A 12,367-nucleotide genomic window follows, 5' to 3' on the forward strand; every position below is an offset into this window, starting at 1 on the left:
TCAGCATCGACAAGGTTTACCCGCTTTGGCGCTTTAGCTTAGTAGAAAAAACCGAGCAAGATGCTGCGACCAGTCAACAACGTGGTCATTTCCCTCTCATGTGGTTAGCAAATTTTGCCGCATTAAGAAAACGCTTCGAGCAAGGTTTACAAGTCATTTGTGCTGCACCACATAGTCGCTTGCAATCGACAGTTGCCAATATCAAAGCTGCCAAATTAAAAGGTCGATTACCACATAAATTAGCCGAACGGGTCAAACAAGACTTTGCCAACGGTCAATACGATAAACGCTACTCTGTCGAAAAAAAACAACTGAGTGTGGATACACCTGAAAATCGTTTTATAAAAATGGCAGTGAGTAAAATCAAACGGCAATTAGCGGAGTTTGAACAAAAGCTCAAGCAAAATAACCAAGTGCCAGAGAACCAACGGTTATCTGATTCATTTTTAAATGAGCTACATAGCTGGCAACAGCCGCTGCAAGAAGTATTGAACCACAGTATTTTAAAAGACGTTGGGACTCACACGGGTTTAAGCCGCGAATCGTTAGTGCTACAGCAAAAAACCGGCTACAGTGCGGTGTATCGTGTTTGGCAGGAGCTGAAATTTTATTTAGATGTATTTGGCAACCAGTCGAGCATTTCGATGAAGTCAGTAGCCGAAATTTATGAAGTGTGGTGTTTTTTGTGTTTGAAACAGATTTTAGAGCACGATCTCGGCTTTGAGTTGGTGGAAAACGGTGCGACGAAGCTCGCTCAAAATGACTTTTTTGAGTACCAACTAAAAGATGAGTTTGCCGGTGCCTTTCGTTTTAAACGCAGCGATGGTGTGACAGCTAGGCTGGCACACGAGCCGAAATTTACCAGAAAAGGAAAATCAATCCGCTCGTACTTGGTTAGCCAAGTGCCGGATATTGTGTTGGAAGTGACACTGCCTAAAAGCCCAAGTTCAGACTCATCAGAAGATAAGCAATTTATTTGGCTGTTTGATGCCAAGTATCGCATTAAAACTGATAAAAACCGCTTTGATGACAGCAATGAAGATATTGAAAGTACGGATTATGTGCCAGACGATGCCATTAACCAAATGCACCGTTATCGGGATGCTCTCATCCGTTTATCAGAGCCGCGCTTGTCTGAGTCTTCATCCAGTTCAATCGCAGGGCAACCCGCCAAAAAAAGCCGCCCTGTTTTTGGTGCGTTTGCTTTATACCCTGGCTTTTTTGACCAATCCACAAAACCAAATCCCTACGCAACCCCGATAGAGGAAGTGGGGATTGGTGCGTTTGCCCTCTTGCCTAGCCAAAACGAACCCAGTGAAACTGATCCTAGTCAGACTGTGATTGGTTATTCCGGTCACCAGTGGTTGCTAGAGTTCTTGCAAGCCCAAATTGGCACAGCACCGAATACACAAACAGGGCAAAACAATGAAGCTATGTATCCTGTGGCTGGCATGGCGGAGCGGCTCTACGTACAAGAGGCGGCACGTATACCGTATTACGGTATGCGCCAAGTGTTGTATCCTGATTTGACGATGACAGTGGCATTAGGTGGGCAACGTGGCCGTGATAATGGCTACTTTGAAAAATTTGAGCAAGGCACTGCGCAGTGGTATCACCTACCGCAAAGCACGTTTTTGAAGAAATTTAATCAGCATATTGCCGAGGAAATTCGCTATTTAGCGTTGGCGTCTACCTCAGACACTCAAAGTTCAACCAAGCAAATTGACAAACTTTGGCCGGTTAAACGAGTCACAGTGTTACCACGCTACGCTATTACTGAAGAGCAAACGGGTAAGAAATCAGGTTCTGCTGATTTGTATTATTTATTTGAGCTCGGCAAACCACTGTCACTGCAAACGCCAGTGACCAACGTGCCGCATCGCCCAATGAAAAACTCGATGAAACTCACAACCTTAACTCGTCTAGAGAGCGTCACTAAGTTTACCGAGGTTGAAAAAGTGTACGAAGCGGCAATGGTGTGAGCGAGTGTTATTAATTATGCAGAAGGTGAAATGAATGAACAGGGTACTTACCCAGAGTCATTTGTTTTCGTTTGCCATTTCCACTATATCGAAGGGCCCAATAGGGTGCTCCTGAATCTGGAACGACAAAGTAGAGTCCTTTTCCGTCGGACTTTCTAATTGGTTCACCTGATTTTGCAAGTGCGACCACCTGCTTTGCTGTCATAGATGCCACATGACCTCCAAATATTCACCATTTGATGCAAGTATAGCGAGGCATTACTCACCAGTTAACTCACCGCTTGGATGAAACAGATTGAAACGTACAAGAACAGGTTGGAAATAAAAAGCCCTGATAAATCAGGGCTTTGATGAATATTGGAAAGCTTTGGAAAACAAGAGAAAATTATTCAATGTTCTGGATCTGCTCTCTCATCTGTTCAATCAAGACTTTCAGTTCGACGCCGGAGGCGGTGACTTCGGTATTGATAGATTTTGAGGCCAACGTGTTTGATTCACGGTTGAACTCTTGCATCATGAAATCCAGACGCCGGCCACAGGATCCGCCTTTTTTGAGGATGTTTTTGGTCTCTTTGACGTGAGAATCGAGGCGGTCGAGTTCTTCGGCAACATCGGATTTCTGAGCCATGATGACCAGTTCCTGCTCGATGCGGCCGGGGTCGAGTTCGACGTTGGCTTCTTCAAACTTATTCAGCAGGCGCTCGCGTTGCCATTCGATGATTTCAGGCATGTGCGCCCGGACTTTGTTGACTTCTTGGGTGATGGCATCCAGACGCTGCTCGATCAGCGCTTTCATATTTTCACCTTCCCGTCCGCGCGATTCGATGAACTCGGTTAAAGCATCATCAAACTCATCCAGCAAAGATGTGTTGATGGTGTCCATATCGTGTTCAGGTGTCTCCATAACGCCCGGCCACTGCATCACCTGAAATGGATTGATACGGCTGAGTTCTCCGGTCATATGCATCACTTGATTGGCGGCATCGATGACCTGTTTGGCGAGTGTTTCGTTAATAGTCAGTTCACCGGCAGCGGAAGGATTGGCTTCAAAGCGCAGATGGCATTCTACTTTGCCCCGAGCCAGTCGCTTGCGAAAGCGTTCACGCAGAATGGGTTCCAGACTGCGGAATTGCTCAGGAAGCCGGAAATAGGTTTCGAGATAGCGTTGATTGACGGAGCGGATTTCCCATACGGCGGTACCCCAGTCGGCTTTGACCTCTTTGCGTGCGTATGCGGTCATACTATAAATCATCAAATTTTCCTTAAGTCTTGAAGATTTGGACTTGATATTGGTTTTATCTTAACACAATTCTATCGTGTGAGATGTGCGTTGATAGTGAATCCGACGGATTGTTTTATGGTCATTGTAGGTGATGAAGCTTGTGTATTGCGGTGTGGTCTTGATGGTGGTTTGCTGAGGGGATTTCCGCTATAATCTGCGGCCAATTTCATCACTCATCCAAGACAACAACAGGTAGATACCTTATGCGTCCAAACAACCGTGCCGCGGATCAAGTTCGTCCGATTCAAATTACTCGCCATTATACTGCTTATGCCGAAGGCTCGGTGTTGGTTGAGTTCGGCAATACCAAAGTGCTGTGCAATGCCAGTGTGGAAGAGAATGTACCGCGTTGGTTGAAAGGTCAGGGTAAAGGATGGGTGACGGCTGAATACGGCATGTTACCACGTGCAACGCATTCACGGACGCGCCGGGAAGCTGCCAGTGGCAAGCAAGGTGGCCGTACCATGGAAATTCAGCGACTGATTGCCCGTAGTTTGCGTGCTGTGGTTGATCTGGAAGCGATGGGTGAAATCATGATCACCGTTGATTGCGATGTGATTCAGGCGGATGGCGGTACCCGGACGGCGTCGATTACCGGTGCCAGTGTCGCGATGGCGGATGCATTTGAGTCTTTGGTTGCATCGGGCAAACTGAAGAAGAACCCGATGAAAGGCCACGTTGCTGCTGTTTCGGTCGGGATTCTTGGTGATGATGTGTTGTGTGATCTGGAATATGTCGAAGATTCGGCAGCCGACACCGATATGAATGTAGTGATGACTGAAGCCGGTAAAATGATTGAGATTCAGGGGACGGCTGAAGGCGAACCGTTCAGCCATGAACAATTACTGGATCTGCTGGCGGTGGCCAAAAAAGGTATTACAGATATTGTTGCGGTGCAAAAAGCAGCCTTAGCAGATTAATCGCAGAGAATAGCGCCGTGTCGGCGCTATTTTTTTGTGGTCAGTTTTTAGTGGTCGTGGTGGATCGACACACACCGACATTGATAAGAAAAGAGAAATAGAAAGAGAGACAGTCATGAAAGCGTATCAGCGTGAATTTATTGAATTTGCCCTTGAAAAAGAAGTTCTGAAATTTGGTGAGTTTACTTTGAAGTCCGGCCGGAAAAGCCCTTATTTTTTTAATGCCGGTCTGTTTAACACCGGGCGGGATCTGGCGCGTCTGGGGCGTTTTTATGCAGCGGCATTGGTTGATTCAGGCATTGATTACGATGTGTTGTTTGGCCCGGCCTATAAAGGGATCCCGATTGCAACGACAACCGCGGTGGCGTTGGCGGATCATCATGATGTCGATACGCCTTACTGTTTTAACCGTAAAGAAGCCAAAGATCATGGTGAGGGCGGTCATCTGGTCGGCAGTGCGCTGCAAGGGAAAATTATGCTGGTGGATGATGTGATTACCGCGGGCACTGCGATTCGTGAGTCGATGGCAATTATTCAAGCCAACGGTGCTGCACTGGCTGGTGTTTTGGTCGCCATTGATCGTCAGGAAAAAGGTACCGGAGCATTGTCCGCGATTCAGGAAGTGGAAAGAGACTTCGGTTGCGCGGTGATTTCGATTGTCGGCCTGACCGACTTAATTACTTATCTTGAAGAGCAGGGCAATAGTGCTGAACATTTGGCTGCGGTCAAAGCTTACCGTGACCAGTACGGTGTGGTTTAAACCCGCGACTGATTGAGTCAAGTGACTGACAGATGAAAAAAGACTCAGCCATTGGCTGAGTCTTTTTGATTATCCCTAAACAATCACTGTGGGTGATAGTGATTGTTTGTTACTGGTATATTTTTTTACCATCGCGCTGCGTTTGGAGCAGAAATAAGTTCCACATGTATTGTTCCGGATGTGGGGTAACTAAATCTTCAATCGCTTGGTTCATTGCCCGGGCATCTTGCAGTTCATCACCGGTCGGGAAATTATCGATTGCCGGCAAAATGTACACTTCATATTTTGACGTCTTATCGTTATAAGCCGGTAGCACTGGTACGACTTTGGCTTTGGATAAACGGGCCATTTTACCGAAGCCTTTCAGCGTGGCTTTTTCGGTGGCAAAGAAAGGGACAAACACAGAATTCTGAGGGCCGTGATCTTCATCGGGGAGCCAGTAACCGATATAACCATCTTTGATGGAACGGACAAAGGGTTTCACACCGGCATCCCGTGCAAAAATACGGCCGCCATACTGCATACGCTGAACATGCATCAGCCAGTCACCTATCGGATTACGTTGTGGTTTCATGATCGTTGTGACTTTATAACCGCGTGCTGCCAGCATGACCGCAGGATAGTCCACAGCCCATGCATGGGGGGCGAGAATGATGACTTTCTCTCCGGCGTCGAGTAATGGCAGCAGGTTTTCCTCGCCAATCAGTTCTCCGCGTTGTTGATTATGCCGGGTCGAGCGCACTAAAAACTCAGAGTACCCCAGCATGTATTGTGCGGCTTTGACAAATGTCTCGTGCAGTATTTGCTCGCGCTCTGCTTCGCTCTTTTCCGGGAAACAGTAGGCGAGGTTGATGCGGGCTCGGCGAACGACGCGGCCATTTTTACGGACGATTGGTTTGGCGATTTTACGTGCAAGGCCATCCCGCCATTTGGGCGGGATAAAGGCAAATAGCGCGGCAACTAAGATACCCAGCCAAGTTCCCCAGTGGCGAGGATGCAAAAAAGACCACTGAAACGTCGGGTTATAGAGGGAATCGTCAATACTGTTTTGACGCGGGCTATTTTGACGAGAATTGTCTGGCGTTGAACTCATGAACGGATGATCCTGATGTTTATTGATATCGGGTGTGGCTGGTTCCGTCAGGCAGCGACTTGAATCGTTTGTGGAGCCACATCCATTGTGCCGGTGCGCGCATAATCACCATTTCAAGATAGTTATTGAGATAGGCAGCCGCGGCCGTCATATCCTTTTGCGGATATTGTTCTTCAATTGAAATATCAGCCATGATTTCATAGGTTCCCTGAGCGGTTCGGAATCCCGAAACGGGAACAATGGCGCACTTACTTGGGTAGGCTATCAGGCTGGTTCCGGTTGTGGTACACGCCTCATCAACGCCGAAAAAGGGAACAAAGACGGATTTATTATGACCATAGTCCTGATCCGGCAGATAAAACAGCCGTTCGCCTTTGCGTAACACGCGAATCATCTGCTTCAGATCACGCCGGTATACCAGTTTGTTGCCGTTTCGGGTCCGGCCGCGATATTGAATAAATTCATAAGCAGGGTTGCTATGCGGGCGATATACCCCATAGCCGGGTAAACCGAGCACCGCAAAGCCACGGGCACAGATTTCCAGATTCAGGGCATGAACTGCACATAACAACACCCCTTGATTGTTTTCCGCATGTTTGCGCAGCGCGCTGATATCTTTTTCAATCAGAATTCGGCGGAAACGCCAAGTCGGCCAAAACCAGGTGATTCCGGATTCGACTAAAGCTGCACCGGTGTTTTTGAAGTTTTCGACCACCATTGCTTCGACATCATCGGGCGACATATCGGGGAAAGCGAGCCGTAGGTTTGTTCTGGCAATATGCACGCGTTTTTTGCCGAACTTCATACCTATTTTTCCCAGAGAGCGCCCGAGTGAAAGCGATACGGAATAAGGCAATAAATTGACGAGTGCAGCGAGAAGGCCGAATCCAAACCAGACTCCCCAGTATTTGGGGTGTAATAATGCGACGGAAAAGGCAGGTTTGCCGATTTTGTAATCATTCATAAAGTGTTATTTCAATTGTGCGCTGAGCAGTGACCAGTATTGTTCAAAATTTGCTGTTGGCTGATATTTGAAGTCTGAACGGACAAAACGATTCAGACTCCCTTCAACCTGTCCTAACAGTTGAGCCGCCAGAATGTTTTCTCCGACCGGGAATGATTTTCCTTCGCGAAGCTGGCGCTCTCGTAAAATTTGGCGTAAAGAGGTTTCAATGCGTTCAAAAAGCTGGTTAATTCTTTCACGCAGCCGCTCATTTTCAAACATCAGGGCATGGCCGGATAATATCCGAGTCAGGCCGGGGTTGCGTTCAGAAAATGTTAAAATCAGCTGCATCACCATATTGAGACGGTTGAGTGTATCTTTTTCTTCATTAAGGATCATATTGATTCGTGACATCAGTGTTTCTTCGATAAACTCGATCAGCCCTTCAAACATACGGGCTTTACTAGGAAAATGACGATAGAGCGCTGCTTCTGAAACACCGACCTGTTTGGCGAGCTTGGCGGTAGTAATGCGAGAGGCGCCATCATGAGACTCTAACATCTCAGCCAGCGCCTGAAGAATTTCGTCACGACGGTTACTTTTTTTTGTTCCGGTCATTTCCATACCCTTTCCGTTACCACATGCTATCAGTAACCGGGTGAATGAATTCAGTCGGTTACGATTGTTATTTTATCCTATTTTTTCACTGATAAGTGTCATTAGTGCCAGCGCCAGTTGCGATTTAGCTGCTAATGGTAATTTCTGCTCTCCTGTCTGCCAGAACAGATGAAGTGCATTGTGATCGCTATTGAATCCCTGCCCGTTGACGGATACATCGTTGGCGCAAATCATGTCCAGATTCTTACGTACCATCTTTGCACGGGCATACTGTTCAACGTTCTGGGTTTCTGCGGCAAATCCTACCGTAAAGGGACGGTGAGTGGTCATGGCCGCGACAGAGGCGACAATATCCGGATTTTTGACCAGCGTGATGGTCATTGTATCGGCATCATCGGTTTTCTTGATTTTCTGATCGGCAATATCCGCTGGCCGGTAGTCGGCGACCGCAGCACAACTGATAAATACATCATGGTGTGGGGCTTGTTTCATCACTGCGTCATACATATCGGCAGCGCTGCTGACATCGATTCGCTGTACGCCAATCGGTGTCGGTAAATGCGTCGGACCGGCGACCAGTGTGACATCCGCTCCGAGCTGAAGCGCTGCCTTGGCTATCTCAAATCCCATTTTGCCGGAACTGTGATTGGTTATATAACGAACGGGGTCGAGTGACTCTTGGGTTGGCCCGGCAGTAATGAGAACCGTCTTTCCTGCAAGTAACTTTGGTTGGGAATACTGTGGTTGGGAATACTGCGTTTGGAAAAACTGTGCGCACAGCTCAACCAGTTGCATCGGTTCCAGCATTCGTCCCGGTCCGATATCGCCACAAGCTTGTTCACCGGCATCTGGCCCCCAAATCTGCATACCAAACGATGCGAGGGTATCCAGGTTTCTCTGGGTGGCAATATGGCGATACATTTGTTGATTCATGGCCGGCGCAACGGCAACCGATGCCTGCGTTGCTAATATGAGTGTGGAGAGCAAATCGTTCCCCATGCCAGCAGCGAGACGGGCGATCAAGTCTGCACTTGCCGGTGCCAGCAGAACGAGATCGGCCCACTTGGCCAGCTCGATATGACCCATTGAGCGTTCCGCTGCAGGATCCAGTAAGCTGTCTGAGACGGGGTGGCCGGAAACAGCCTGCATGGTGAGCGGTGTAATGAAAGCTTTTGCTGCATCGGTCATGACGACTCTGATTTCTGCGCCGTGATCAATCAGGCGGCGTGTCAGTTCCGCACACTTATATGCGGCGATACCACCACTGATCCCCAGCAGTATTTTCTTTCCTGCCAATGTTTGCATGTTTTGATTCCTTAATCACTCTGCGCGCTATGCTAGCACAACTCCTGAAAAGATGTCAGAACTGTGTCAGAGGAACTCATCCGCTCAGATCACCATATTCACAGACTTGAGTATGACTCACAGATATTTATGCCGATATATGCAATAAGAGGGCTATTGATTAGTTGTCAATTGAGATAAGTAGATAAGGAATTTTATGTTGAGTTCTCTTCGGAGCCGGACCAAGCTCCTTTTTATAACGGTAATTCCTCTGGTGGTCATTACAGCCGTGATTACAATGGTGTATTACTGGAGTGGGATGACTTCGTTACAGCAGGAGTCTGTCCAATACCGACAAGAGTTGGTAACCAGCCATAAAAATAAGCTGAAGTCTTATATAATGATGGGCACGACCGCTATCAAGTCTCTTTATGATAGTGATCAAAATGGTGAAAATCAGGCTCGGGCAAAAGAGATATTAAAAGCCATGCGTTTTGATGATGATGGCTATTTCTTTGCTTATAACTCCCAGGGGGTAAATACACTCCATGCGATTAAGCCGCAACTGGAAGGGAAGAACCTCTATAACCTGAAAGATAATAATGGTGTCCCGGTCATTGCAGGTTTGATTGAGGCGTCAAAATCCGGAGACGGATTCCTCCATTTCTCATGGCATAAGCCCTCTTTAAATGCTCAAGCACCCAAGTTAGGTTATGCCGAATACCTGCCAAAATGGGATTGGGTTTTAGGCACCGGCGTGTACATTGATGATATTGATCGTCAGGTGGCAGCTTTCCAAAATAATCGGGAAAAATTGTTACATCAACAGATGTGGTCCGCAGTCGGATTATCGGTAGCAGGGCTGATATTAACGATTATTATTGTTAGCTGGCTTGTTTCTAAAGGTGTCGAGCCACTCCAGCATATTCTTAAATCGTTGCAGGATGTCGCTGCCGGTGGGGGGGATTTGACGGCGCGTTTGCATGTTGAAAGCCGGGATGAAGTGGGTATGGTGGCTGAAGCATTCAACTCTTTCATGGATAAGTTACACCCGTTGATTTCTGATATTAGCCGCACGGAGCATGATGTAATTTTGGCGGTGAACGATCTGGATCAGCAAACCTCCCATTCTAATCAGAAGATGAATAATCACTGTCAGGAAACGGATAAAGTCGTTGCTGCGGTGACAGAAATGAGTGCGACAGCCCGTGAAGTGGCATTGAACACCAATGCAACCGCGCAGGCGATAGAATCAGCAAATCAGCAGATTATCGAGGCTCAGGGGGAAGTGAATCTCGCGATTGATGGTATCACCAGTTTGGTCAAAGAAGTGAATCTGACTTCTGATGCGATCTCTGAGTTGAGCCAACAAGCCGGAGAGATCACGCTGGTTCTGGATGTGATTGGTGAAATTGCAGAGCAGACTAATTTACTGGCATTGAATGCAGCCATAGAGGCCGCTCGAGCCGGAGAACAAGGTCGGGGTTTTGCTGTGGTGGCTGATGAAGTTCGCTCGCTTGCAAGCCGAACACAAAATAGTACCCAAGAAATTAGCAATATGCTGAATTCGCTGAATCAAGGTGTCAGTAAAGCGGTCAGCCGAATGCGAACCAGTCGTGAACGGGGAGAAAGCACCGAACAAGAATCAGTTCGCATCAGAGAAAGTCTATCCGGTATTTCCCAAGCGATTCGAACCATTCAGGATATGGGGATTCAGACCGCTTCGGCAGCTGAAGAGCAAAGTGTAGTTTCTGAAGAGATTAACCAAAATTTGGTTGCAATTCAGCAAATTGTGAATGAATTGAGCCATAACCTGCAACAATCGGAATCAATCAGTAGCCGTTTAGCACAATCCGGAAAGAAAATGGGAGATTTGGTCGGAAACTTTAAGATTTAGCTAACATAATAATTACAACTGATGTTGATACCTCTCGGATTTCTGATCAACGAAGTTGAATTCGATGCTATCTTCAGTATTTGTATGGCAAACCGAGAGGAGCCATACGATGAGCCTGAAATTCCTTCCTAAAGAGTCAATGCCACGGGAAAAGCTACTTTCCCGTGGTCCCCAAGCCCTGTCTGATGCCGAGTTGTTGGCTATTTTTTTACGTACCGGTGTTGCCGGTATGAATGTCCTCGAGTTGGCTGATTTTCTGTTACAGGAATTTGGTTCTCTCCGCGCGTTATTTTCTGCCCGAAAGGAGGTATTTTGCCGACACAAAGGTTTGGGGGAGGCGAAGTTTGTGCAAATGCAGGCCGTGTTGGAAATGGCACAGCGTTATTTCTCTGAAACGATACAAAGAGGGGATGCACTGACGAACCCGCAATATACCCGTCATTATCTGTCAGGGATATTGCGGGACAGGCGTCGGGAAGCATTCTATGTCCTGTTTTTGGATAATCAGAATCGGGTCATTTGTGGTGAAATTATGTTTGAAGGCACGATTAATGCCGCAAGTGTCTATCCGCGAGAGATTGTGACGCGAGCCCTTCAGTATCATGCTGCATCAGTGATTCTGGCACATAATCATCCATCAGGGGTTGCCGAACCCAGCCAGGCGGATCGACATATTACCCGGCGAATTATTGAGGCCTTGGCGCTGGTGGAGCTTCGGGTACTGGATCACTTTGTTATTGGTGATGGTGAGATCGTATCTTTTGCTGAACGAGGCTGGATTTAGAGTCGATGTATCCCGGATGTGTTGGTGACTATTGGCCTGTTTCCGATGATTTTGCGAGGAAGTGATGGCTTTCGGCTGATTTGAGTGTATTCGCGAAAGTTTTTAGTTGTGAGAACAGGAGATTCTGTTATCATTCGCCCACTAAATTTTCAACCTATTATCAGCTCGGCGATGAAAAAGATCACAGGATCTGCAAAAAAGGATCTGTTCGGGTCTTGAGCAATGCACATCAAGTTAGTATAATGCGCGACCTTTGATAGCCTTGTATGGATTTTCCATAATGGTTTTAAACCTCACCCTTCAACATGGAGAGAGGTTCGGCCACCAAGGTTGATATCGAGCTGAAACGATTTGGAGAAGACATTCATGTCCCGAGTATGCCAAGTAACTGGTAAGCGTCCTGTAACGGGGAACAACCGTTCGCACGCACGTAATGCTACTAAGCGTCGTTTTCTGCCGAACCTACAAACTCATCGTTTCTGGGTAGAGAGCGAAAAACGTTTTGTTAAACTGCGCCTGACTGCGAAAGGCATGCGTATCATTGACAAGAAAGGCATCGATGCTGTTCTTGCTGATATTCGTGCTCGCGGCGAAAACGTTTAAGAGGAATTGAGCAATGGCTAAAGGCATTCGTGAGAAAATCCGTCTGGTATCATCTGCTGGTACTGGTCACTTCTACACTACTGACAAGAACAAGCGCAACATGCCAGGCAAATTTGAGATCAAAAAATTTGATCCAGTAGTTCGCCAGCACGTTGTTTACAAAGAAGCAAAAATCAAGTAATTGAACTGCTTTTTGTAAGT

Annotated in this window: 13 protein-coding genes; 7 read left to right on the plus strand and 6 right to left on the minus strand. The window is 47.2% G+C overall.

The features are described from left to right. Positions 1 to 5 precede the first annotated feature (5 nt). On the plus strand, positions 6 to 1,982 hold the full coding sequence (locus VR7878_RS11110) for a DUF2357 domain-containing protein (RefSeq protein WP_235862874.1): 1,977 nt from the start codon (positions 6 to 8) through the stop codon (positions 1,980 to 1,982). Positions 1,983 to 1,992: 10 nt separating this feature from the next. Here VR7878_RS11110 and VR7878_RS21610 read toward each other — a convergent pair whose 3' ends face one another. After that, complete coding sequence (locus tag VR7878_RS21610; protein ID WP_369075450.1) at positions 1,993 to 2,187, minus strand: Arm DNA-binding domain-containing protein; 195 nt, start codon at positions 2,185 to 2,187, stop codon at positions 1,993 to 1,995. Positions 2,188 to 2,367: 180 nt separating this feature from the next. Beyond that, positions 2,368 to 3,234 carry a YicC/YloC family endoribonuclease gene (locus tag VR7878_RS11120; protein WP_077336168.1) on the minus strand — a complete coding sequence of 289 codons (867 nt, stop codon included), beginning with the start codon at positions 3,232 to 3,234 and terminating at the stop codon, positions 2,368 to 2,370. A 233-nt stretch (positions 3,235 to 3,467) separates the two neighbouring features. On the opposite strand from VR7878_RS11120, the gene rph reads away from it, so the two are divergent. After that, positions 3,468 to 4,184 (plus strand): ribonuclease PH, encoded by a 717-nt coding sequence (gene rph / locus VR7878_RS11125; RefSeq protein WP_077336169.1) that lies wholly within the window; start codon positions 3,468 to 3,470, stop codon positions 4,182 to 4,184. Positions 4,185 to 4,299: 115 nt separating this feature from the next. Then, positions 4,300 to 4,944 carry an orotate phosphoribosyltransferase gene (pyrE, locus tag VR7878_RS11130; protein WP_077336170.1) on the plus strand — a complete coding sequence of 215 codons (645 nt, stop codon included), beginning with the start codon at positions 4,300 to 4,302 and terminating at the stop codon, positions 4,942 to 4,944. A 109-nt stretch (positions 4,945 to 5,053) separates the two neighbouring features. Here pyrE and lpxM read toward each other — a convergent pair whose 3' ends face one another. The 4 genes from lpxM to coaBC form a co-directional block, all read right to left on the minus strand. Further along, positions 5,054 to 6,037: a lauroyl-Kdo(2)-lipid IV(A) myristoyltransferase gene (gene lpxM, locus VR7878_RS11135; protein WP_077336171.1), complete on the minus strand. Its 984-nt coding sequence runs from the start codon at positions 6,035 to 6,037 to the stop codon at positions 5,054 to 5,056. 19 nt (positions 6,038 to 6,056) lie between these two features. Beyond that, positions 6,057 to 7,001 carry an LpxL/LpxP family Kdo(2)-lipid IV(A) lauroyl/palmitoleoyl acyltransferase gene (lpxL, locus tag VR7878_RS11140; RefSeq protein ID WP_077336172.1) on the minus strand — a complete coding sequence of 315 codons (945 nt, stop codon included), beginning with the start codon at positions 6,999 to 7,001 and terminating at the stop codon, positions 6,057 to 6,059. A gap of 6 nt (positions 7,002 to 7,007) precedes the next feature. Beyond that, entirely contained in the window at positions 7,008 to 7,598 is a 591-nt protein-coding gene (slmA, locus tag VR7878_RS11145) for a nucleoid occlusion factor SlmA (RefSeq protein WP_072960582.1), read from the minus strand. Positions 7,599 to 7,670: 72 nt separating this feature from the next. After that, positions 7,671 to 8,903, minus strand: coding sequence for a bifunctional phosphopantothenoylcysteine decarboxylase/phosphopantothenate--cysteine ligase CoaBC (gene coaBC, locus VR7878_RS11150; RefSeq protein WP_077336173.1), 1,233 nt, complete (start codon positions 8,901 to 8,903; stop codon positions 7,671 to 7,673). 196 nt (positions 8,904 to 9,099) lie between these two features. Here coaBC and VR7878_RS11155 point away from each other — a divergent pair, with 196 nt between their 5' ends. The 4 genes from VR7878_RS11155 (at position 9,100) to rpmG (ending at position 12,347) form a co-directional block, all read left to right on the plus strand. Then, entirely contained in the window at positions 9,100 to 10,779 is a 1,680-nt protein-coding gene (locus tag VR7878_RS11155; protein WP_077336174.1) for a methyl-accepting chemotaxis protein, read from the plus strand. Positions 10,780 to 10,888: 109 nt separating this feature from the next. After that, positions 10,889 to 11,563, plus strand: a complete 675-nt coding sequence (radC, locus tag VR7878_RS11160; RefSeq protein WP_077336175.1) for a RadC family protein — start codon at positions 10,889 to 10,891, stop codon at positions 11,561 to 11,563. 366 nt (positions 11,564 to 11,929) lie between these two features. After that, positions 11,930 to 12,166, plus strand: coding sequence for a 50S ribosomal protein L28 (rpmB, locus tag VR7878_RS11165; protein ID WP_021704597.1), 237 nt, complete (start codon positions 11,930 to 11,932; stop codon positions 12,164 to 12,166). Between the two features lie 13 nt (positions 12,167 to 12,179). After that, positions 12,180 to 12,347 (plus strand): 50S ribosomal protein L33, encoded by a 168-nt coding sequence (gene rpmG, locus VR7878_RS11170; protein WP_004728408.1) that lies wholly within the window; start codon positions 12,180 to 12,182, stop codon positions 12,345 to 12,347. Positions 12,348 to 12,367: the final 20 nt, after the last annotated feature.

Source organism: Vibrio ruber DSM 16370, assembly GCF_900163965.1.
GTDB classification, from domain to species: domain Bacteria; phylum Pseudomonadota; class Gammaproteobacteria; order Enterobacterales; family Vibrionaceae; genus Vibrio; species Vibrio ruber.